Origin of the sequence: Streptomyces sp. NPDC001890 (assembly GCF_042891445.1) — a bacterium.
GTDB lineage: Bacteria > Actinomycetota > Actinomycetes > Streptomycetales > Streptomycetaceae > Streptomyces.
Genome location: NZ_JBIATE010000001.1, coordinates 159,780 through 182,135, shown reverse-complemented (window position 1 = coordinate 182,135; position 22,356 = coordinate 159,780). Strand labels below are relative to the sequence as shown.

At 71.1% G+C, this 22,356-nt stretch carries 20 protein-coding genes; 4 read left to right on the top strand and 16 right to left on the bottom strand.

The window, feature by feature from the left end; genetic code table 11:
- Positions 1–58: 58 nt before the first annotated feature.
- The 8 genes from ACFYY1_RS00805 to ACFYY1_RS00770 all read right to left on the bottom strand — a co-directional run bounded on the left by ACFYY1_RS00805 (position 59) and on the right by ACFYY1_RS00770 (position 8,382).
- Positions 59–856: an ABC transporter permease gene (locus tag ACFYY1_RS00805; protein ID WP_388579009.1), complete on the bottom strand. Its 798-nt coding sequence runs from the start codon at positions 854–856 to the stop codon at positions 59–61.
- Complete coding sequence (locus ACFYY1_RS00800; RefSeq protein WP_388579006.1) at positions 843–1,787, bottom strand: 2-aminoethylphosphonate ABC transporter permease subunit; 945 nt, start codon at positions 1,785–1,787, stop codon at positions 843–845. Before ACFYY1_RS00800 ends, ACFYY1_RS00805 begins: the two co-directional genes overlap by 14 nt.
- Positions 1,780–2,871, bottom strand: a complete 1,092-nt coding sequence (locus ACFYY1_RS00795) for an ABC transporter ATP-binding protein (protein ID WP_388579003.1) — start codon at positions 2,869–2,871, stop codon at positions 1,780–1,782. Before ACFYY1_RS00795 ends, ACFYY1_RS00800 begins: the two co-directional genes overlap by 8 nt.
- A complete protein-coding gene (locus tag ACFYY1_RS00790; RefSeq protein ID WP_388581400.1) occupies positions 2,868–3,575 on the bottom strand; it encodes a phosphonatase-like hydrolase in 708 nt (235 codons plus the stop codon). The genes ACFYY1_RS00795 and ACFYY1_RS00790 overlap by 4 nt, the downstream gene beginning before the upstream one ends.
- A gap of 77 nt (positions 3,576–3,652) precedes the next feature.
- A complete protein-coding gene (locus ACFYY1_RS00785) occupies positions 3,653–4,777 on the bottom strand; it encodes a TIGR03364 family FAD-dependent oxidoreductase (protein WP_388579000.1) in 1,125 nt (374 codons plus the stop codon).
- Positions 4,778–4,926: 149 nt separating this feature from the next.
- The gene (locus ACFYY1_RS00780; protein ID WP_388578999.1) at positions 4,927–5,697 is read right to left on the bottom strand and encodes a GntR family transcriptional regulator; all 771 of its coding nucleotides are present in this window, start codon (positions 5,695–5,697) and stop codon (positions 4,927–4,929) included.
- A 106-nt stretch (positions 5,698–5,803) separates the two neighbouring features.
- On the bottom strand, positions 5,804–7,066 hold the full coding sequence (locus tag ACFYY1_RS00775) for a hypothetical protein (RefSeq protein ID WP_388578996.1): 1,263 nt from the start codon (positions 7,064–7,066) through the stop codon (positions 5,804–5,806).
- 206 nt (positions 7,067–7,272) lie between these two features.
- On the bottom strand, positions 7,273–8,382 hold the full coding sequence (locus ACFYY1_RS00770) for an ROK family protein (protein ID WP_388578993.1): 1,110 nt from the start codon (positions 8,380–8,382) through the stop codon (positions 7,273–7,275).
- Positions 8,383–8,438: 56 nt separating this feature from the next.
- On the opposite strand from ACFYY1_RS00770, the gene ACFYY1_RS00765 reads away from it, so the two are divergent.
- Complete coding sequence (locus tag ACFYY1_RS00765; RefSeq protein ID WP_388578990.1) at positions 8,439–9,593, top strand: Gfo/Idh/MocA family oxidoreductase; 1,155 nt, start codon at positions 8,439–8,441, stop codon at positions 9,591–9,593.
- 172 nt (positions 9,594–9,765) lie between these two features.
- Here the strand turns inward: ACFYY1_RS00765 and ACFYY1_RS00760 are convergent, their stop codons facing one another.
- The 6 genes from ACFYY1_RS00760 to ACFYY1_RS00735 all read right to left on the bottom strand — a co-directional run bounded on the left by ACFYY1_RS00760 (position 9,766) and on the right by ACFYY1_RS00735 (position 14,748).
- Entirely contained in the window at positions 9,766–10,626 is an 861-nt protein-coding gene (locus tag ACFYY1_RS00760) for a fumarylacetoacetate hydrolase family protein (protein WP_388578987.1), read from the bottom strand.
- A 136-nt stretch (positions 10,627–10,762) separates the two neighbouring features.
- Positions 10,763–11,533: a YidC/Oxa1 family membrane protein insertase gene (locus ACFYY1_RS00755; protein ID WP_388578984.1), complete on the bottom strand. Its 771-nt coding sequence runs from the start codon at positions 11,531–11,533 to the stop codon at positions 10,763–10,765.
- Between the two features lie 117 nt (positions 11,534–11,650).
- Positions 11,651–11,983 carry a DUF6412 domain-containing protein gene (locus ACFYY1_RS00750; RefSeq protein ID WP_388578981.1) on the bottom strand — a complete coding sequence of 111 codons (333 nt, stop codon included), beginning with the start codon at positions 11,981–11,983 and terminating at the stop codon, positions 11,651–11,653.
- Positions 11,984–12,204: 221 nt separating this feature from the next.
- Positions 12,205–13,740: a sodium:solute symporter gene (locus ACFYY1_RS00745; protein WP_388578978.1), complete on the bottom strand. Its 1,536-nt coding sequence runs from the start codon at positions 13,738–13,740 to the stop codon at positions 12,205–12,207.
- Positions 13,737–13,895: a DUF3311 domain-containing protein gene (locus ACFYY1_RS00740; RefSeq protein ID WP_124723383.1), complete on the bottom strand. Its 159-nt coding sequence runs from the start codon at positions 13,893–13,895 to the stop codon at positions 13,737–13,739. Before ACFYY1_RS00740 ends, ACFYY1_RS00745 begins: the two co-directional genes overlap by 4 nt.
- 55 nt (positions 13,896–13,950) lie before the next feature.
- Positions 13,951–14,748, bottom strand: coding sequence for a class E sortase (locus ACFYY1_RS00735; RefSeq protein WP_388578975.1), 798 nt, complete (start codon positions 14,746–14,748; stop codon positions 13,951–13,953).
- 86 nt (positions 14,749–14,834) lie between these two features.
- Here ACFYY1_RS00735 and ACFYY1_RS00730 point away from each other — a divergent pair, with 86 nt between their 5' ends.
- A complete protein-coding gene (locus ACFYY1_RS00730; RefSeq protein WP_388578972.1) occupies positions 14,835–15,842 on the top strand; it encodes an SEC-C metal-binding domain-containing protein in 1,008 nt (335 codons plus the stop codon).
- A 94-nt stretch (positions 15,843–15,936) separates the two neighbouring features.
- Here the strand turns inward: ACFYY1_RS00730 and ACFYY1_RS00725 are convergent, their stop codons facing one another.
- Both ACFYY1_RS00725 and ACFYY1_RS00720 read right to left on the bottom strand, forming a co-directional pair.
- Positions 15,937–16,314 (bottom strand): hypothetical protein, encoded by a 378-nt coding sequence (locus tag ACFYY1_RS00725; protein WP_388578969.1) that lies wholly within the window; start codon positions 16,312–16,314, stop codon positions 15,937–15,939.
- Between the two features lie 11 nt (positions 16,315–16,325).
- Positions 16,326–19,712: a hypothetical protein gene (locus ACFYY1_RS00720; protein ID WP_388578966.1), complete on the bottom strand. Its 3,387-nt coding sequence runs from the start codon at positions 19,710–19,712 to the stop codon at positions 16,326–16,328.
- A 411-nt stretch (positions 19,713–20,123) separates the two neighbouring features.
- Between ACFYY1_RS00720 and ACFYY1_RS00715 the strand changes: the two genes are divergently transcribed.
- On the top strand, positions 20,124–20,618 hold the full coding sequence (locus tag ACFYY1_RS00715) for a GNAT family N-acetyltransferase (protein WP_388578963.1): 495 nt from the start codon (positions 20,124–20,126) through the stop codon (positions 20,616–20,618).
- Between the two features lie 154 nt (positions 20,619–20,772).
- Positions 20,773–22,302, top strand: a complete 1,530-nt coding sequence (locus ACFYY1_RS00710; protein ID WP_388578960.1) for an ATP-binding protein — start codon at positions 20,773–20,775, stop codon at positions 22,300–22,302.
- The last annotated feature ends 54 nt before the right edge of the window (positions 22,303–22,356 follow it).

The following is a 22,356-nucleotide window of genomic DNA, read 5'->3' as shown; positions in this document are numbered from 1 at the left end:
GGCCGGAAGCCGGCCGGAGGTCGGTACGGAAGGACGGGCGACGTGGGGTGTCCGCGGGTCAGCGGTACGAGGCCCTGGTGCGGATCCGGGAGACGCCGAGCAGCACGAGCAGCGTCGTTCCCATCAGGACCACGGCGACGGCCGCTCCGGTGAAGAGCGAGCCACGGTCGGTGGCCGCGAAGATCTGCACCGGGAGCGGTGTCCAGTCCGGCGGGTAGAGCATCATCGTGGCGCTCAACTCGCCCATGGACAGCGCGAAGCAGAGTCCCGCCGCCGCCGTGAGGGACGGCAGCAGGAGCGGCAGCTTGATGCGCCACAGGACGTAACCGGGGCGGGCGCCCAGACTGGCCGCCGCCTGCTCGTACATCGGGTCGAGACGCACTGTTGCCGCCGAAACCGACGAATAGGCGAACGCGGTGACAAGAATGGTGTGCGCCAGGATCACGATCCAGCGCGTCCCGTTCAGCAGCATCGGCGGCTTGCTGAACGCGACGAGCACGGCGAGCCCGACGACCACCGACGGCACGGCGACCGGCAGCATGAACAGCGCGTCGAGGAACCTCCTGCCGCGCCCGCGCAGCGAGGCGGCGGCCAGCGCGGCCCAGGAGCCGATGGTCAGGGCGAGCAGGCTGGCGCTGACGGCCGTGACCAGGCTGGTGGTGAGTGCCTGGAGCGAGTCGCCGCCGGTCGCCGCCGCGTAGTGCTCGGTGGTCGGCCCGGAGGGGAAGGCGCCGGACCAGTTGGTGGTGAACGACGCGGCGAGGACGACCAGGAGCGGCACCGCGAACAGCGGGACGAAGAGCACGAAGAACACGGCCCAGGTGGCCCATTTCCCCGTACGGCTATGCACCAACACGGCGGCTCACCATCCGATACAGGCTGTAGAGACCGACGGAGATCGCGATGTTGACGACGGCGACGACACAGGCCGCCGGGTAGTCGGACTCCAGGATCGCCTTGCTGTAGACGAGCATCGGCAGGGTCGTGACGCCCTTCGCGCCGGTGAACAGCACGATCCCGAACTCGTTGAGACACATCACGAGGACGAGGCTGCCGCCGGCGGCGAGCGCGGGAAGCGCCTCGGGGAGGATCACCTGCCGCACGATCCGGGCCGGCTTCGCGCCCAGCGAGGACGCCACCTCCAGCTGCGCGCTGTCGAGCTGCGAGAACGCGGCGAGCAGCGGGCGCATCACGAAGGGCGTGAAGTAGGTGATCTCGGCGAGCAGCACGCCCCACGGGGTGGTGAGGAAGTCGAAGGGGCCGCTGGACGCCCCGGTGAGGTCCGTCCAGACGCCGTTGGCCATGCCGACGTTGCCGTAGATGAACAGCAGGGCGAGCGTGATCAGGAACGACGGGAAGGAGAGGAAGACGTCGATGAACTTGGCGACCGCCCGGCCGCCGGGGAACGGCACGAACGCGATGATCATGGCCAGGACGAAGCCCAGCACCAGGCATCCGACCGTGGAGCCGACCGCCAGCCAGACGGTGGTGGTCAGCGCCGAGCGGAACGATTCGGAGGCGAACACCTCGCCGTACGGGGCGATCGAGGTGCCGCCCTCGTCCGGGCTGACGGACTGCTGGACGACGAGGGCCAGCGGGTAGAGGAAGACGAGCGCGAGAACGGCGACGGGCGGCAGCGCCCAGACGAAGCGGGGGACGCGGCGCGCCTCGCGGGCCGGGGCCTGCGGGCCGGGGGCCGGGGGCGTCGCCCCGGACGGTCCGGTGCGCCGACGGGGGGTCTTCGTCGTCGTGAGGCCCGGGGCGACGGACTGGGCGGCGCTAGCCATCGGCCCCTCCCCCGGCTCCGGGCGCCGCGCCCGCGGGCAGCAGCACCGCGTCGTCGGCCGCGAAGTGCAGCGTGACCCGGTCGCCGAGCGCCGGTGTCTCGCGCAGCTCCTTCAGGTCCGCCTTGACCCGGTGGCCGTCCACGTCGACGTACAGGCGGTGGGTGGAGCCGCGCCACTGGACCTCGGCGATGGTGCCGTCCAGCGCGTTGGGTCCGTCGCCGAGCCCGACCAGGTGGGGCCGGACGCACAGGGTGGCGGTGGCGCCCCGGGACACCTCGCCGGTCGGTACGTCGAGTGCGCGGCCGGCGAAGTCGACGGTGTCGGCGACGGTGACCGGCAGCAGGTTCGCGTTGCCGACGAACGAGGCGGTGAACTCGGTGCGCGGGCGGCGGTACAGGTCCTGCGGGGTGCCGCAGTCCTGGAGCCTCGCCTTGTCCATGACCGCGATCCGGTCGGCGAGAGTGAGCGCCTCGACCTGGTCATGGGTGACGTACAGGATGGAGACGTCCGGCAACTCCCGGTGCAGCCGCGCCAGTTCGGCGAGCATTCCGGAGCGCAGCTGGGCGTCGAGGGCGGAGAGCGGTTCGTCGAGCAGCAGGACACCGGGCCGGATGGCGAGCGCGCGGGCGATGGCCACGCGCTGCTGCTGGCCGCCGGAGAGCTCGCGCGGGTAGCGCTTGGCGTAGGCGGCCATGCCGACCATGTCGAGGGCCTCGGCGACCCGTTCGGAAATACCGTCCTTCGCGGCCTTGCGGGCCTTGAGCCCGAAGGCGACGTTGTCCTGGACCCGCATGTGCGGGAAGAGGGCGTACTGCTGGACGACCATGCCGATGCCGCGCTTGTGCGGCGGCAGCGCGGTGACGTCGCGGTCGCCGAGGTACACCCGGCCCGAGGCGGGCCGCACGAATCCGGCGACGGCGCGCAGGGCGGTGGTCTTGCCGGACCCGGAGGGGCCGAGCAGGGCCATGACCTCGCCGGGTTCGACGGTCAGATCGAGCCGGTCGAGGACGGTGTTCCCGCCGTACGCGACGCTGACCTGGTCGAACCTGATTCCGCTGCGGACGGACCGCTCTCCGCCACTCATGCCTCGGCCCGCGCGATCAGGTCCGGGAGCTCGGCGACCGAGCCGAGCACATGCGTGGCGCCGTTGCGGGCCAGCTGGTCCTTGCCGTGGGCTCCGGTGAGCACCCCCGCGACGATCCCGGCCCCGGAGCGCACCCCGCTGAGCATGTCGTACGAGGTGTCGCCCGCGACGACGACCTGCTGGACGCCGTCGACGGCGCCGGTGCGCAGGAAGGCGCCGAGGACCATGTCCGGGTAGGGGCGGCCGCGGCCGCCCGCGTCGGCCGGGCAGAGGGTCAGGTCGACGAGGTCCTGCCAGCCGAGCGCGGCCAGGATCGCGTCCTGGGTGGTGCGGGCGAATCCGGTGGACAGGACCACGGTCCGGCCCTCGCCCCTGAGCCGCTCGATGGCCTCGCGGGCGCCGGGGACCGGGGCGATGCGGCCGGCGTCGACCCGTTCCCCGTACGCCTCCTCGAAGGCGGTGTTGGCCTGCTGGGCCCGGTCCTCGTCGCCGAAGAGGTGCCGGAAGACGGAGATCTTGGACTCGCCCATGGTGGCGCGCACGTAGTCGAGCTTCTCGGCGTGGTCGGCGGAGCCGGGCTCGACGCCGAGGCGTTCGGCGGCGGCGGAGAACGCCTGCTCGACAAGGCCGCCGTCGGCGACGGTGGTACCGGCCATGTCGAGGACGATCAGGTTGAGAGGGGCTCCGGGGTTCGCGGGGTTCACGGAGGTGTTGGCGGGGTTCGCAGAGCGGTTCGCGGGGTTCGCGGAGCGGTTGGCGGGGTTCTGCGTGGTCAACTTCTTCACCAGCCCAGTTCGTCGGCGGTCGTTTCGGCGATGGCGGGCGAGCAGGTCATGCCCCGGCCGCCCGGCCCGGTGACCAGCCAGACGCCGTCCCGCACCTGCTGGCGGTGGACGACCCGGCTGGTGTCGGTGCACTGGGCGTAGACCCCGGCCCAGCGGTGACGGATCCTCGGCAGCGGGCGGCCGAGGAAGGACTCGACGACCCCGGTGAGGTGCTCGTACGGCTCCTCGACGGTGTCGAAGGAGAAGGGGTGCTCGTACTCGTGGGTGTCGCCGATGGTCAGTCCGCCGTCGCGACGCTGCACCATCAGCAGCTGCATCCTGTGCGCCGCCGCGGTGGGCGCCTGAGCCTGCTCGGCGTTGAGGGTGTCCAGCGCCCCGCTCCGGTACGCCGGGTAGTAGCGGAAGCTGTCCGCGTCGGCGACGGAGGTGGTGAGCGGCTCGCCGAGCGGGTCGGTCTGCATCATCTGGAGGCGGACGCGGCGGACCGGCAGATCGGGGCCGGCCAGCTCGCGGACGAGGCCGCCGAGCCAGGCGCCGGTGGCCAGGATCACCGCGTCGCCGGTGTGCACGTCGCCGTGGTCGTCGCGGACGGAGGCGGTGCCCACCACCTCGCGGACCTCGCGGCCACCGAGGAAGGTGTACCGGCCGGACTTCGACAGCGCCTGCTTCAGCGCGAGTTGGGCGGTGCGCGGCTCGACTGCGGCGTCCCGCTCGCACCACAGGGCGGCGGTGAAGTCCCCGCGCAGCGCGGGGTTGATCGCACGGGCCTCGTCGGCCGTGAGCAGCTTGTAGCCGCGGGCCGCCGCGTCGGGCCGGGCGACGGCCGCCTCGGCGACGGCGGTCTCCAGCTCGGTGCGGAGCGGGGTGAGCGAACCGCAGGCCCGGAAGCCGAGGTCCGGGACCTCGGCCCCGATGCGCTCCCAGAGCTCACGGGCGCGCAGCGCGGTCTCCAGCTCCTCGCCACCGGCCCGGCCGCTGACCCATATCTGTCCGAAATTGCGGAGCGATGCCCCGCGCGCCTCGCTCTCGCGCTCGATCTGTACGACCTCGTGGCCGCGGTTCACTGCGTGCCAGGCGTGCATGGTTCCCACCACGCCGGCTCCTACGACGATGACTCTCACGACGGCTACGCTCCTCGGGGCGGGTGGCCCGCACGGATCCGTACGGCAACGGGACGGTGAACTGGGCCCCAAGCTTGGCCTAGACCCGTTATGTTTCCGTTATCGACGTGAGTCGGTCGGCGGCACTCCTGTCCTCGGTCCTCGCTTGTTCAGCGGCCGTCCTGCGGGCCCAGGTGCGCGGTGAAGGAGAAGCGGTCGCCGCGGTAGAGGGTCCTCACGCGCTCCAGCGGCTTCCCGGCGGTGTCGCGCGAGATCCGGTGGATCAGCAGCATGGGCAGTGCGGGCGGCGTACCGATGAGCAGCGCCTCGCGCGGTGTCGCGAGCACCGTCTCGATCCGCTCGTCGGCATCGCCGAAGGGGATGCCGAGCCGGTCGCGGAGGTAGGCGTAGAAGGACGAGTCGGGGTCGAACCCGGTGTCCAGGTCCGGTACCCGGGCGACGGAGACGTAGGTGCTCTCCAGCCCGACCCGGTCGTCGTCGGCGAGCAGCACCCGCTCCAGGTGCCAGACCGGCTCGCCGCGCTCCACCCCGATGTCGGCGGCGAGCGCCTCGGGGCAGGGGAACCGTTCGAGCCCGATGAGGTGACGGCCCGGCGTGCGGCCCTGACGGCGTACGCCTTCGGTGTAACTCGCCAGCGAGAGCGGCTGTTCCAGCTTGGGGCCCGCGACGACGGTGCCGCGCCCCTGGCGGGCGAGCCGCCCCTCCAGCAGGAGTTCCCGCAGCGCCTGGCGCACCGTCTCGCGCGAGACCTCGTAGCGTTCGGCCAGATCGCGTTCGGTGGGCAGCAGGCCGCCCTCGCCCAACTCCTCTATGAGGACGGAGACATGGGCCTTGACCGCGTAGTACTTGGGAATACGGCCGTGCTCCGGGATGCCGGAACGGATGGGTGCGCCAGGTGCCTGGTCGTGCGGGTAGTCCACGGCCCGATGGTGGCAGACGGACATGAACAGCGGTGAACGTCCGGGCGCGGGAGGCGGTTCGGGGTGGGCTGGGGGGATGGCGCGGGGCGGGGCGCGGGGCGTGGGTTCAGGGGTGTGCGCGGCGCGATCGCCGGGACCTGATCACCATCGCCCCGCCGCCGATCAGGAGCCCGGTGACGGTGAGACCGGCCGCAGGGACGCTGCCCGAGCCGGTCGCGGCCAGCTCCGGGCGGCCGCTCTGTGCCGGGGTCCGGCCTGGCCCGGCCGGCCGGGGCTCGCGCGGGGCGTCTCCGGTCCCGCCGACCTCGTCGGTCCCGCCGACCTCGTCGGTCCCGGCCGAATCACCGGTCTTGGGCATCTCACCGGTCTCGGTGGTCCCAGCCACCCCATCGGCATCGGGGGCTTCGGGGGTGTCGAAGGCGTCGAACGTGTCGGCGGCGTCGAACGTGTCGGGGACGTCGGGGGTGTCGGCGGTCTCCGCGCCGTCGTTCTCGTCGACGACGGTGAAGGGGTAGTCCCCGGACTCACCGACCCAGGTCCCGTCGTCCTTGCCCGTCCTGCCCGCCGTGCCGGCGGTGCCACTCGCCGCGTGCTGGCGCTGGACGATGGCGGCGTTGATGGTCATCCGGCCGGGGCTGGTGTCGGAGGTGAACGCCATCCGGACCTGGATGGTGACGGTGCGGCCCGCCGGGACGGTGAAGCCGCCGAAGGAGTCGCCACCCTCGCCGCCGAAGACGCCGATGTGCTCGTCCTGGTCGGTGGTCTCCCAGGTGACGCGGTGCTCCGTACCGGGGCGGCCCTGCTCCGAGAACTTCAGCTGGATCTGGTCGGCGGTCAGCCTGCGGTCCTCGTCGGTGAGGACGAGCACGGGGTGGATGGCCCGGCACGACTCGGTCGTGGTGTTGGTCAGGTCCAGGAACCAGGTCCCGTAGCCGCCGCCGGACGCGTACGTGTCCGGGCCCCCGTGGATGCGGGTGCTGATCGGGAAGTCCTTCGCCTCCGCATCACCGCAGGCGGGCTGCTGGTCGGCGGTGGTGGAGCCGGGCGACGAGACCGGGGTGGCCGAGGACGCGGCGGAGACGGGTGCGACGGGTGTGCCGCCGAGGACGACGCTCGCCGCGACCAGCCCGAGCGCGAATCCGTGCCGGGTCCGCCCGGGTGACGGCGGGGGCGAGGGCGAGGGAGGGCGCGCGTGGGCGGTGAACACCGGGATGGACGCGGCCGTGGCCAGCGGGATGGACGCGGGACTGGTGGCGGGGACGAACGCGGGACTGGTGGCGGGGAGGGAGTCGGTGACGCGGCCCGGAAGTGAGCCGGCCGGCGCGGCGGCCCTGGAAGGCGGTCCGGCCGGGGGCGGTGTGGAGGACATCTGGGGGGCATCCTTCGCTGCTCGCGAAACGGTCGGCTCACCCCGTGCGCCGGAGTTCACCGGTTCTGGGCCGCGACGCTGCCACGCACGCGCGAGGCGGCCCGTCCCGACATGCCGAGGGGCCACCCGGTCGGCCCCCGGAATCCGCCCGGTCGGCCCAGCCGCCCCGCCCGCACCGCCTGCGCGGCTCACGCGGCCCACGCGGCTCACGCGCCGTCGGCCCGCCCGAAGAGCGGGGCCAGGATCAGCTGGGCGGCCCCTTCCGCCACCGGCCGGTCCCCTCCTCCGGCGGCGGTGACCGGCACCGGGGCGTCGATGCCACCCGGCCCGGCGCGCTCGTCGATCACGGCCCGCACACCCCGTACGTAGGCGTCGGGATCGGCGGCCACCGTACGGCCGCCGAGCACCACCCGGTCGATGTCGAGCAGCCCGACGAGATTGGCGGCCCCGGTCCCCAGCACCCGGGCGGCCTCCGCGACATCCCCCCGGGCAACCGCGGCGAGACAGAGCGCCTCGATGCAGCCGCGCCCCCCGCAGCCGCAGACCGGCCCGTCCAGCTGGACGGTCTGGTGCCCGAACTCACCGGCCCCGGTCCGGGCCCCGCGATGCAGCGCCCCGCCGAGGACCAGCCCGGCGCCGAGCCCGGTCCCGAGGTGCAGGTACGCGAAGTCGCCGCCGTCGCCCGCCGCCCGCAGGGCGAGCCCGAGGGCGGCGGCGTTGGTGTCCTTGTCGACGACGACGGGCAGCCCGGTCCGTACCGCGAGCGCGTCCCGCAACGGATAGCCGTCCCACTGCGGGAACCCGGTGACGCGGTGCAGCACCCCGCCCCGGTGGTCGAGCGGGCCCGGCACCGCGACGCCGACCCCCAGCACCTGCCGCTCCCCCGGCCCCGGACCCCCGCCCCGTACCGTCGTCACCGCGTCGGCCGCCGCCGCCAGCACCTCGTCCGCCGGGGCACCGAGGTCCAGCGGGGCGGTGCGGCTCTCGGCGACCGCGCCGGACAGGTCGACGAGCACCACCGTCAGCTCGTCGCGGTCCAGGTGCAGGCCGACCGCGTACCCGGCGTCCGGCACCAGCCGCAGCACGGTGCGCGGCTTGCCGCCGGTGGAGGCCCGCTGACCGGCCCCGGCCGCCAGGCCCTCGGCCCGCAGCCGGGCGGTGATCTTGCTGACGGCCTGGGGCGTGAGCCCCGTGCGCTCGGCGAGTTCGAGCCTGCTGATGCCGCGCTCGCCCGCCGCCCGCAGCAGATCCAGCACCAGCGCCGCGTTGTGGCTGCGCAGCGCGGGCAGGTTCGCGCCGCTGTTGCTCCTGTTCACCGCACCATTGTCGCTGCCGCTTGCACTATGGCAACAGCGTTGCTTAAGTGGCGCACATGACTGGCACGACTGGCACGACCGGCAACGCGACTCACCAGACGCCCGGACCGTCCGGGACCCACGGACCGTCCGAGGCCCCGCTGCGGGTCGGGCTCGTCGGCTACGGTCTGGCGGGTTCCGTCTTCCACGCCCCTCTGATCGCCGCGACCGACGGTCTCGTCCTCGACACGATCGTCACCTCGAACGAGGAGCGGCGGGCGCAGGCGCGCGCCGAGTTTCCCGGCGTGCGGTTCGCCGCGTCGCCGCGGGAGCTGTGGAAGCGGGCGGACGGCCCCGACGCGCTCGACCTGATCGTGATCGCCTCGCCGAACAAGACCCATGTCCCGATCGCGACCGCCGCGCTGGAGGCCGGTCTGCCGGTCGTCGTGGACAAGCCGGTCGCCGGAACGGCGGCCGAGGCGCGGGGGCTCGCGGCCCTGGCCGAGGAGCGCGGGCTGCTGCTCTCGGTCTTCCAGAACCGTCGCTGGGACAACGACTTCCGCACTCTCGCCCGCCTGCTCGCGGACGGCGCGCTGGGCGACGTACAGCGCTTCGAGTCGCGCTTCGAGCGGTGGCGCCCGCAGCCGAAGGGCGGCTGGCGCGAGTCGGGCGACCCGCAGGAGATCGGCGGGCTGCTGTACGACCTGGGCAGCCATGTCGTCGACCAGGCGCTCACCCTGTTCGGACCGGCGGCGCTGGTGTACGCGGAGTCCGACGTACGCCGTCCGGGCGCCGCCGCCGACGACGACACGTTCATCGCGATCACGCATGTGAACGGGGTGCGCTCACATCTGTACGTCAGTGCCACGACGGCCCAGCTCGGCCCCCGCTTCCGGGTGCTCGGCCGGGGCGCCGGCTATGTGAAGTACGGTCTCGACCCGCAGGAGGCCGACCTGCGCGCGGGCGCACGCCCGGCGGCGGACCGGCCGTGGGGCGAGGAGCCCGAGGAGCTGTGGGGCCGGATCGGCTCGGGCGATTCCCCGCTGACGGGCGGCGGCACCCCGGTCCGCACCCTGCCCGGCGACTATCCCGCGTACTACGCCGCGGTCACCGCGGCGCTGCGGCAGAAGGGCGAGAACCCGGTGACCGCCCTGGAGGCGGCGGCGGCCCTGGATGTCCTGGAGGCGGCCCGCCGCTCGGCGAGCGAGGGCGTCACCGTGAGCCTCGCGTAACGGCAGCCGCGCAACGGAGGACGCGGCGAGGCAAGACGGGGACGCGGCGGGGCGGGGACGGAGCGGGGCGGGGACGCGGCGGGGCGGGGACGGAGCGGGGCGGGGACGGCGCGGCCACCGGCGGACCAGGCCCGGCGACCGCACCACACCCCACCGCGCCCCACCCCACCCGTTACGCGTCCTTGAGCTCCTGCCGCTGCCGTCCCAGCCCGGTGATCTCCAGCTCCACGACGTCACCCGCCCGCAGATACGGCTTGGGCTCCGGCTGGCCGAGGGCGACCCCGGCCGGCGTCCCGGTGTTGATCACGTCGCCCGGGTAGAGCGTCATGAAGTGGCTCAGATACCGGACCACCTCGCCCACCGGGAAGATCTGGTCGGCCGTGGTGCCGTCCTGCTTCAGCTCCCCGTTGACCCAGAGCTTCAGCGGCAGCGCCTGCGGGTCGGCGACCTCGTCCGCCGTCACCAGCCAGGGCCCCAGCGGGTTGAACGTCTCGCAGTTCTTGCCCTTGTCCCAGGTGCCCCCGCGCTCGATCTGGAACTCGCGCTCGGAGACGTCGTGCGAGGTCGCGTACCCGGCGACGTGCGCGAGCCCTTCCTCGGCGGACTCCAGGTAGCGGGCGGTGCGCCCGATGACGACCGCGAGCTCGACCTCCCAGTCGGTCTTGACGCTGCCGCGCGGCACCAGCACCGTGTCCTCGGGCCCGACGACGGTGTCCGGCGCCTTGAAGAACAGGATCGGCTCGGCGGGTATTGCCGCGCCCGTCTCGGTGGCGTGGTCGTGGTAGTTCAGCCCGATGCACACGATCTTGCCGATCCGGGCGAGCGGCGGCCCGACCCGCAGCCCGTCGGCGTCGAGCTCGGGCAGTTCGCCGGGCGATGCCGCGGCGGCCCGTACCCGGGCGAGCGCCGACTCGTCGGCGAGCAGGGCACTGTCGATGTCGGTGACGATTCCCGACAGGTCGCGCAGGGTTCCGTTCCCGTCCAGCAGCGCCGGTCGTTCAGCGCCTGCCGTACCCACACGAAGCAGCTTCAACGGTCTATCTCCCCTTGTTCGAGATCGGGCCCGTCGGATGGGTGGCGGCCATCGCAGGCTTGTCCGATCGTCCAAGACGTCCGATCACTCCGCAAGACCCTGTTCACACACTGGACCGGCGCATCGACCGCTCCGATTACGCCGCGGTGGCCATGGCGGCCCCGGCGGCCGGCATGTCGCGGTACAGGACGGCCCGCTCGACCGCGGTCCAGGTGGTACTGGTGACGACGTACAGCGCGGCGGCCAGCGGCACCACGGCCACGGTGAAGAGCGTGGCGAACGACATCAGCGGCATCAGCTTCGTCATCGCGCCCATGCCGGGCACCGGCTGCCCGTCGGGGCCGGTGGCCGGGGTGACCGGGTTGGCGGCCATCTGCCGCTTCGTCCGCCGGTAGTTGAACGTGGCCACGACAACGACGATCGCGAACAGCCCGAGGTAGACCAGGCCCTGCGCACCGAACAGCCCGCCGTGCGCGAGGGCGTCCTGCCAGCGCTCGCCGAGCGGGGCGTCGAAGAGCTGGTGGCCGAGGAGCGCGTTGGGCTCGCCGCCGATCTTCTGGCTGGAGAAGAGGTGGTAGAGCAGGAAGAAGGCGGGCATCTGCAACAGGCTGGGCAGGCAGCCGGAGAGCGGCGAGACCTTCTCCTTCTTGTGCAGTTCCATGAGCGCCTTCTGCATGCGCTCGGGGTTCTTGCCGTGCTTCTTGCGCAGCTCGGCGATCTGCGGCTGGAGCCTGGTGCGGGCCTTCTGTCCTCGCGCCGCGGCCCGTGACAGGGGGTGCACGGCGAGCCGTACGAGTGCGGTGAACAGCACGATGGCGGCGGCGGTGGAAGCGGTCTGGAAGAGCGGGTGCAGCACATCGGCGAGCGCGCCGACCAGGTCGGCGAATGCGGACATGAAGACGGACATGGATGAGCCCTCCGGGGGTCTCGTCGTGCCGGGAGCAAGAACGGACTACTCGGCATGACGAACCGCGCGGGGCGCCCATGGCGCACCTACCGGGGAAGTGGCTGCTGCTGCGAGCCCCTACGCGGCCGTCGGAAGGGCACGGCCGGGGGCTCGGGGGCGCCTGCGCCCCTTGGCGTCGGGATCCCGCTGCGGCAGGAACGCGGTGCGTTTCTCCCGGTCGCGGATGGCGGTGCGGACCCGGGTGCGGGGTACTGGCACGGCGCAGCGCGCGCTGATGACCGAGGCGACGGCGAGCGCGGAGCCGGCGGCGGCGGTCGCGGCGAGCGCGACCGCCGCGGAGAGGCTGCCGCCCTCGGCGAGGAGGACTTCGGTGATCAGGAAGAGCAGCAGTCCGGCGGGACGGAGCAGCCGGGCGAGGCCACTGCGCAGACGGCTGGTGTCGCCGTTCATCGGCCCCTCCCCTCTCCCGCTCGCGGCCGGTCGGCCGGTCCCGCGCGCCCGTGCCATTCGCACAGACGCGCGCCTGATGCTCTCCAGCCGTTATACACGATGGGCCCGCCGCACCGAACCGTCCGAAGGTCGGCCGGCGGCCTTCCGACGGTCGGCCGGCGGCTCACCAACGGCCGGTCACCGACCGATCGCCGACCGATCGCCGACCGATCAGCAGCCGATCAGCGGCCGGCTCCCGCAGGAACCCCGTCGAGTTCCGCCTCCCCCTCCGGGGCCCCGATCTCGTCCCGCGCGAGCACCTCGTCGTCCGGCCGCTCGTCGCGATCGCGCGGCCCCGCGTACGTCACCGCGAGCGCGACGGCAAGGTTGGCGCCGAGCGCGACGATGCCCGCGTTCACCCCCCACACCGGATCGTTCTCGGTGAACACGAACCCGCACACCACACCCACACCGACGACCAGCCCGCTCATCGCCCCGAGCAGGGTCAGCCGCCGCCACACCAGCCCCAGCAGCACCATGGGGAGCAGCTGTGCCATTCCCTCGTACGAAATGAGCGAGAGCCGCACCAGGGTGTTCGGCGCGGTGTACGTGAGCACCAGCGCGATCACGCCCGCGACCACCACGACGGTCTGCGCGGCACCCTTCTGCCGCCGCTCCCAGCGCGGTACGAGCGAGAGCACGCTGCGTCCCCACATCGTGCCGATGACCAGCATGAAGACGGCCATCGGCACGATCGAGGAGAGCGCCGCCGCCACCCCGATGACACCGACCGCCCAGGCCGGCAGCGAGTCCACGACCAGTTTGAAGAGGGCCAGGTTGGACTCGGCGCCGACGAGCCCCGGCACGACGAAGAGGGCCGCCATGCCGAGCAGCATCGGCACGAAGAGCAGCACGTTGTAGGCGGGCAGCAGCATCGCGTTGCGGCGCAGTACGTCGGCGTTCTTCGCACCGAGGTAGCCCGCGACGGTCGTCGGGAAGATCACCACGGTGAGCGAGTTGAGGAACGAGGTCGTGATGAACCAGGCCTGCCCGAGCCCGCTGTCCCCGTGCCCGGGGAAGGTCAGCCACTCGCTCTTCTCGGTGACGAGCCGGTCGAGGAAGGGCCCGTACCCGTCGAAGTAGTGGATCGGTACGTAGATGGCGAGGAAGCCGAGCGTGGCGATCACGAGGACGTCCTTGAGCACGGACACCCAGGCGCTGCCGCGCAGCCCGCTCACCACGACGAAGCCGGTGGTGACGGCGAAGGCGATGAAGTAGGCCTGGTTCAGGCTGATGGCACCGTAGGAGATGGTCGAGACGACCACGCCCATGCCGGTGATCTGGAGCTGGATGTACGGCAGCAGGAACACGGTCGCGAGAACGGCGACGAGCGCTCCGAGCCAGGGCCGGCCGAAGCGGTGCGCCACCATGTCGGTGATCCCGACGAGCCCGTGCTTGCGCGCGTACGCCCAGAGCATCGGCCCGACGACGTAGCCGATGGCGTACCCGCAGGACATGTACGCCACCACGTAGAGCACCGGGGCCCCGTAGTTGTAGCCCCAGCCCGCGGCGCCCAGGTAGCTGAAGCTGGTGTAGCCCTCGCCGGCCATCAGCACCCAGATGAAGACGGTCCCGAGGCTGCGCCCGCCCACGGACCACTCGGCGAGCCCGCCGCCCTCGCCGTTCCCCTTCCGCCGCCCGCGCGTGGCGAGCAGTCCGAGGGCGACGGTGGCGACCATGAAGACCGTGAAGACGGAGGTCGCGACGGTGGCGTTCACCGGCGGTCCCCCCGCCGGGTCAGCCATACGGCGACGGGGGTCAGCAGGGTCGCCCCGAGCAGCCACACGAAGAGGAACGGCAGCCCGAGAATCACCGGGTGGACCCGGTTCACGAGCGGCAGCACCCCCAGGTAGAGCACGTAGGGGACCAGCAACCACAACAACTGCGGACGTCGTCTGAGCACGTGAGGGAACCTTAGTGCGACGCCGCTACCGCGACCGGACATCCACGAGTTTTCCCCATACGACAAGCCGGTACCGGGAGGTGAATTCGGGCGTGCAGGTAGTGAGCGTCACATAGGAACCGGCCTCGGTGTACCCGGTGTACGGCTTCACGTTGCTGCGCGGGATCGTGGCGATGACGCCGCCGTCGCGTGGGCTCGTCCGCGCGAGCGTCCGGTCGACGGTGTACGTGTACACGGCGTCCCGGGTCTCGACGGCGATCCGGTCCCCGCGCCGCAGCCGGTTGATGTACCTGAAGGGTTCGCCGTGCGTGTTGCGGTGCCCGGCGAGCGCGAAGTTCCCGGGCCGGCCGGGCTGCGCGGTGCGCGGGTAGTGCCCGACGTACCCCTTGTCGAGGACGCCGCTCTTGCTGATGCCCTGGGCGACGGGCGCGACGAGCCCGATCCGGGGGATGCGGATGACGGCGTACGCCTGGTCCCACCGGGGCGCGGAACGGGCGGCACGCCCCCCGCCCGACGCCCCACCGGACCCATCGGACCCACCGGGCCCGCCCGATTCCCCGGCCCCTCCCCCGCTCCCGGAATCCCCGTCGGGCACCGCCCCGGCTTCCCCGCGCTCCTCCCCCCACTCCCGCTCAAGGGCCCGCACCTGGTGTTCGGCCCCGGAGCGGGCCTGCCGGTTGGTCCACCACAGCTGATGAACAACGAGCAACAACAGGACGACGCCGAGGGTCACCACCAGCTCGGCACCCGTCCAGAGCCCGCGCGCGGCGACCCTGCGCCCTCGCGAGTTGCGCTGCACCACCACCGGTATCCGCTGCCGCACGGCCGCACGATAGGCCCCCGGCCCGTAACTCACCAGCCCTGGAACAACTCTCCGCCCCGGAGCCGTACAGCAGTACGGTGTGGTTCATGCGCCCCGACACGCCTGCCGACCACACCACCGAAGCCGAGCGCCTGCTGCGCGCCGCGGCGCGGTACCCCGAGGACCGTGAGCCGCTGCTCCTCCAGGCCGCGGCCCATCTGGAACTCGCCGGCGACCGCGCCCGCGCCACCACCCTCTACGACGAACTTCTCGGCTCCCCCGACCTCGATCTCGACCACCCGCACCTGGTCAAGGCCCTCAATGCGGCCAACCTGTGGGAGTACGGCCACGAGGCGGAGGCCCGCGCGATCATCGAAGGCATCCGCGCCGCGGGCCCGCTCGACCCGGGCCCCTGGGAGATCGCGGCCGAGACCCTCGAAGCCCACGACGAACTCGAAGCGGCCCACGACTACTTCTCGACCGCGCTGACGCTGCTCCTGACGCCGGGCGAGGAAGTCCCGTACGCCGTCCAGTCGCTGATTTTCGGCCGCCACCGGGTACGCAGGCTGATGGGCGTCGACCACGACGCCTGGGACGAGCTGGCCGACACCCTGCACACCGTCGACGTCCCGCTGGACGAGCTCCACGACCCGAAGCGCCTGTGGTCGCTGGGCTCCTCGGACCCGGGCGAGCTCCAGGCCGAGATCACCCGCCTCCGCGCCGAGTTGGGCACGTACCGCACCGCGCTGTCCCGCCCGTTCCCGGTCGCGGTGCTGCACTGGCCGGCCGCCGAACTCACCGAACTCCTCGCCGCCTACCCGGACCTGCGCGAGGAGTACCCCTCCCACCCCGAGCACCTGGCCCGCCTGGAGTCCGCCCTCCGCGACCTCCACCAGGCCGGTACCCCGAACCTGGGCATCGTGACCGGCACGGTCCCGTCGTACGAGGCCTTCGCCGCCTCGGAGGCCGCGTCCCCGTCCACCCCGGGCCTCCTCCCCCAGTACGCCACCACCCTCGCCGCCCGCGGCCGCGCCATCCCCTGGCCCCCGGCCCGCAGCGCGGCCTGCTGGTGCGGCTCGGGGCGGGCGTACCGGGAGTGCCACGGGGCGGACTGAACGTCGGCGGTGCGGGGCTCGTTCCGGTCAGGACGCGGGCCCCGTACCGCGACAGAACCGCGTCCGCGGCCCGGGAAGACCCCGGCGCGGAGCCTCACACGGGTCCCGTGCGCACCTCATCGAGCGCGCTGCGCAGTTCAACGGCCCGCTCGGCCAGCCAGTCAAGGTAGGGCTCCGGTGTCTCCTCCGCCGGGCTGCCGAACCAGAGGTCGGCGGAGTGCTCCAGTGTGCGGGCGGCCCAATCGGGTCGGTCGGCCACGACTCTCTCCACGCAGTCGACGACATCGGAAGCCCACCAACCGGCGTTTCTGACCCGGATCTTGAAGACCTCCAGCGCTTCGTCGTCGGGTGTCGTGCGCCAGAGGTCGTCGCAGAGCTCCGCGAAGAAGAGCGCGGGATTCTGCTCACGCCACTCATGGTCCTGCTCGATCTCGTGGAGAATGCGCCAGCCCAGTTCATTGTTTTCGGTCATCGGTCCCCTGCTCAGATCGTCGGCCAAGCGCTGTGGACGAACCACCCCTGAGGTGCCGACTTGTCGAGCAGGATGCGGACTTCGGTGCCGCCCGGAGATCCTCTGTCGGCGAGGGGCGGAGATATGGACGCATTGGCGTCCTGGGGATGGAGTTTTCGATTGGTTGAACCTCCCAGCCACGTGGGAAGCTGACTCGCGGTAGCCGCGTGACTGTCCATGCGCAGAAAACAGACTCCGGAACCTACGGCAGGGACAGTGGTCTGAATTTTACCCTTTTTGAGAATTTCGACCCTGAACGCCGTCCAGTCCTGCATGATGTCCGAAACTGCGTTCTGTATGCAGGTGCTCGCATCACCGGTTCCGGCGAACGCCCCCGCCATCCCGCCGCACTTGGGAATGTTGGTGGCTGCGCGGTATGCGACCCAGTCCTCGCTGACGGTGGAACCGAGTACCGCAGGAGCCACGGCTTTCAAGTCCCGCGACTGGCCCAGAACATGCCGCCCCGCAATGTGGCCGCTCTGGTGACCTGCGGCGTCCTCTCCGGAGGCGCCCCTGGTCCGCCGCGGGTCCTTCTTGGCGAGATGGCCGACGAGATCCTTGTCCGCCGCGCCGCCTATGCGCCGAGCCAGCTCCGCTCTGGCCGCATCACGATTCGCGCGGCCTTCCGCCCCCTTCTGCCCCTTGAGCCGAATCCCCTTCTGCGCGTGTTCCCACAGCTCGACATCCGAGTACACACCGGGGTCATAGACCGGCTCGGGCGGGAGCGTGTGCGTATTGGTCTTGATGGCCTGCACGTGGACGTGCACGCCGTCGGCATTCGTGGATTCTTTGATCAGCCGGAGCGGAACTCCGTGGCTTCCCGATATGGGTGCGAGGCGGGCCGGAACGGATTCGAGGGGCGGCTTCGACGAAAGGAGGCGGTCAGCGGCCGCTATGGCCTGCCGTTTCTTGCCGTCTTCCGACTTCCCGGAATCCCCCTCACCCACCTTGTTCTTATTATTCGACTTTCCGGGGAATTTGCTCTGGAGCTTACGCCACAGCGCCTTGCCCTTCTTGGTGATGAAGTTGACGATTTTGTCGATGGCGCGGTTGACGGGTCGGGCGACGGCGTGGAAGACGGATTTGACCTTGTTGGCGAGGCTGCCGATGCCGAGGAGTGAGGCGAGGAAGCCGATCAGGAGCGGGACGCTGGTGGCGAGGGCGGCCTCGACCATCTTGGGGACGCCTGCGGAGCCGCCGTTGGCGATGGCGATGACGGCGTCGAGGACGGCGTTGACGAATTCCACGATCTGGGCGCCCTGGTTCACGATGAACGTGACGATGTCGATGATTCCCTTGACCGCGCGGACGAAGGCGGAGGCGGGGTTGAGGAGGGAGATGATCCAGGTGATCCCGGCGATGATGACGGTGGGGATCAGGTAGCTGGTGAGTTTTTCGAGGATGGTGGCCTTGAGGTCGCCGGCTTCCTCGGTGATTTCGTTGATGGCGCCCGCGGGGCCTTCCGTCGCGAGTTTCTTCGCGACGGGGACGGAGGACTCGACGACGGTCATCGCTTCGTCGGGGATGCCCTTGCGGGTGATGCGGGCGCGGATGTTGTCCCAGGTCAGGCCGAGGAGAGAGGCGATGAGCTGGATGATGCCCTTGAGGTCGAACTTCTGCGGGAGTTCGAGACCTGCCTTGACCGCGGTGCCCAGCAGCCAGGACACGACGCCGGTCTTGAGATGGGTGGCGATATTGGTGACGAAGAGCTGAAGCCCGGCACCGACCGCCTTGACGAGGTTGCCGAGGAACCCGATGGGGTCCTTGATGATCTTCATGATGGCGGAGGCGGCCTTGGCCAGGATGCCGAGCAGAAGGTTCTTCAGCTCGTTGATCGTCTTGATGACGCCGACGATCGCGTCCTTCGCCTTGTCGATCAGCCCCTTGTTGGCTTCCTGGAGCTTCTTGATCTCCTCGTCGACCTTGTTCAGCGCGGCGGTGTACTTCTGCGCGAGGTCCTGGACGAGTTGCTCGGACTTCTCGTTGACCGTGGCTTCGAGATCGTCGAACTTCCCCGCGAAGTCGTTCGCCGCGTCCTCACCGAACTGCTTCAGGTCTGCGGGGAGCTTGTCGACCTCGGCCTTCAGCTCCGCCCGCCCCTTCGCGATACGGGCCTTCGCCCTGCCGAGCTCCGCGCCGATGATGTCGGCCACCGACGAGATGACCGTCTGCATCTGCGTGACGTAGAGCTTGCGGGCCTCCTGATAGAGGTTGTTGGCCTCCTTGGGCAGGCCCGCGAACTTGTCCTTGACCCACCGGGCCTTGCCCGTCCACCCCGAATACCGCTTGTCCTTGTACGCCTTCATCCGGCGCTTGTGGTCGGCGGTGAACGCGTCCCGGGCCGCCTTCTCGCCCGAGGTGAACTTGTCGTCGACCTTCTTGTCGAGGCCGGACAGGGTCTCCTCGACGTCCTTCTTCGTCCCGTCGTAGACCTTCTGGAGCTTCGCCGTGACCTCGGCGCGCTTCTTCTCGTCCTTCGACTTCGTCTCGCCCTTGCCACCGTCGACCTGCTTGCCCGCGGAGGCACGGGTCGCGGTCAACGCGTTCATGGCCTGCGCCCCGGAGGCCGCCGCCCCGGCCTTCGCGGTACTCAGCTGCTGGGCCTCGGCCGCCTTGCCCTTGGCCGGAGCCTTCGCGGAGTCGGTCTCGGCGGTCTTCTTGGCCGAGAGCGCCTGATCGAACTCGGGCTCGTTGCCCTTGGCGAGCTGATCCTCCGTGACCTCCGCGTCCACCATCGCCTGGTCGTTGGCGGCCGGCCCCTCGGAGAAGTCCGTCACGGACGCGGGCTGCTGGGCGGGCACAGCATCGGCTGCGGACGGAGCGCCGGGGTTGCCCGGCGCCTGGTCCGGGGTCATCGGGGTGACGGGCTTGTCCTTCGCCGCGGACGTGTCCGGCGGGGCCTTCGTCGCGGTGTCGATGTCCTTGGCCGAGGACTCCTTCCCGTCCTTGACCTTCCCGTCGACCTCGCCCTTGATCTTGTCCGCCTTGCCGGACTTGGAGAACTTGTCGGCGTCGTCGAGGTTCTTCGGCGCCTGCGCGTCGATCGCCTTGTTCACCGCGTCGACGAACGCCTTCTTGTCGAACTCCCCGGGCTTCGCCGCGTTCATCTTCTCGGCGTTCGCCGCCTTGCCCTGGGCCTCCTTGTCGTCCGGCGGCGCGACAGCCGCGTCCTGCGCGGACTTCGACTCCGTAGCAGCCGGCACATGGTGGGCCAGGCGGGCCTTCTTCGCCGTCACGTCCGCCTTGACCTTGCGGAAGCCGGGAGCCTGCGCCGGTGCCGGCTTCACCGGAGCCGTGTACCGCTGCGCGACCAGCCGGGAGACAGCCGCATTGCCCGCCGCCCGTTGCAGGCGCTGCACGCTACGGGGGTCGGGAGCAGGACGGTCGGCCGGTGGACGGTGGGGTGGGGGTGCTTGCGAACGTGACACTTCGGGCTTGAGTGTCACGTTCTCGCGATGAGGGGTACCCCTGCGGCCGGACTCGGAGGCGGGGCCCTTCCCCGGAACCGCCTTCATCCGCCCTCCCGGCCCGTCGCTACCGCGTACCCCACCGTTTCGGCCAACACACCAAGGAGAAACATACGAAGACCGGAAGGCCCTACGGAAGCCCAACTCCATTACGAACAACCGGACTTGCCCAAAGAGGCACCGTCACTGCGCGAACGGGAAAACGGAAGCACACACCCCCGAGGGCCACGCGGCCACCACTCCTCCCGGAGCCCCGCCGACAAAAAAATCCACCCCACGGCCCGGAATCCATAGGGTTGCCCCATGCCCGAACTCCAGCGCCTCCGCCCCGACCACGCACCCGCCCTGCTCGCCTTCGAGCAGGAGAACCGCACGTACTTCGCCGCATCCGTACCGGACCGGGGCGACGCCTACTTCACCGACTTCGCCGCCGTCCTGACCGCCCGGCTCACCGAGCAGGCAGCCGGAATCTGCCACTTCCACCTGCTGGTCGCCCCGGAAGGCGAGGTGCTGGGCCGCTTCAACCTGGTCGACGTCACGGACGGCTCCGCCGAGCTGGGCTTCCGCATGGCCGAGAAGGCCACCCGCCGAGGCCTGGCCACGGCCACCGTCCTCCACCTCTGCACCCGGGCGGCCACGGAGTACGGTCTGACCACCCTCCACGCATCGGCCACCCTCGACAACACGGCCTCCCGCACGGTCCTGACCCGCACGGGCTTCGTCCCCACGGGCGAGAAGGTCCAGTTGAGCGGGAAGCCGGGACTCCGTTACGTACGCAGCACGGCTCCCCGGGCCTGACACGGAGCGACGACCCCGCCGGCCACCGGCAGCGCTTTTGTCAATCGGATTCCCCTGTGTCCCACCTTTGCAATATCATCACATCCCAACTACCCATCTCAGGGCCGCACCTCCCCACGCAGGTTCTCAGCCCTGCGTGCGCGAGGAAGTGTTCATGCCGCCCTACCAGCCTTCGGCCGACTGGCAGTTCGAGATCCCGACCTCAGGCAGCAAGCGGCTTCCGCCCGCCGCCCGCTATGTCGAATCGCTGACGCACCAGGGCTACGGCTTCGAGGCGGCCATCGCGGACCTCGTCGACAACTCCATCGACGCCGGCGCCCGCAACGTCGTCGTCAGCTTCCTCCGTGACGAGGACGGGCTCGCCGGCCTCCTCGTCATCGACGACGGATGCGGCATGAACGACGAGTCCCTGGACACGGCCATGACGGTCGGCGGCCGCGAGGGGTACTCCGACACGGCCCTCGGCCACTTCGGCGCGGGCCTCAAGGCCGCCTCGCTCTCCCACGCCGACTCCCTCACCGTCATCAGCCGGACCAAGCGCAGCCCGTCGACCGGCCGCCGCTGGCTGACCGCACGCGCCCAGGCCGACTTCACGTGCGACATCGTCGACCCGGGCTACTGCCAGGACCTGGTCGACCGTTACGACGGTCTGATCCAGTGGCACGGCACGATCGTCCGCTGGGACCGGGTCCGCGCCTTCGACACCATCACCACCGGTCAGGCCGACCGTTTCCTCAACGACGCGATCGAAAAGCTGGAGACCCATCTCGGGCTCCATCTCCACCGTTTCCTCGCCCGCGACGACTTCAACATCGACATCGTCGTCGAGGACGTACGGACCAAGGAGGAGCTGGACCACCGGGGCGTCGAGCCCATCGACCCCTTCGGCTACCGCGTGCCCGGCCGGGCCGGCTACCCCCGTACGTACACCGCGCCGGTCGAGGGCGTCGGCCAAGTGGCGCTGACCGCCCACATCTGGCCGCCGAAGTCACCGCTCGTCAGTTTCCGGGGCATCGGTCCGCTCGCCGAGCGCCAGGGCTTCTACATCTACCGCAACGACCGCCTCGTCCAGGCGGGCGGCTGGAACAGCACGCGCAGCGCGGAGGGCCACCTCGCCCTCGCCCGGATCGCCGTCGACCTGCCGAACGAGCCGAACGACGTCTTCAGCCTCACGGTGAAGAAGGACGGCGTGACCGTCACCCCGGCCTTCGCACGCGGACTGGAACAGGCCACGGACGAGGCCGGGCACACCTTCGCTACGTACCTCCAGGAGGCGGAGACCACCTACCGGGAGGCCGCCCGGCGCGCCACCGAGCCGCAGCGCAAGGCCGTCCTCCCGGCCGGCAAGGGCATCGACCCCAAGCTCAGGCGCACGCTGCGCGACGAGCTGCCGGAGCTCGACGGCGAGGACCCGATCACCTTCCGCTGGGACGCCCTGCCGTCGGACGTGTTCTTCGAACTCGACCGTGAGGAACGGGAGGTGAAGCTGAACAAGGAGTACCGGCAGGTCTTCAACGGCGGCCGCCGAGGCGGGCTGAACGACGCGCCGGTGGTGAAGAGCATGCTCTACCTCATGGTCAACGAGATCTTCCAGAAGGAACGGGTCAGGGCCGTCCACACCGACAACGTCGCGCTGTGGAACAGCGTCCTGGTGACGGCGGCACGCTGCGAGCTCGCACGCTGACCACCGCCCTTCGCCCTCCACCTCCGCCCACCCTCCCGAGGAAGCCCGTTCCCG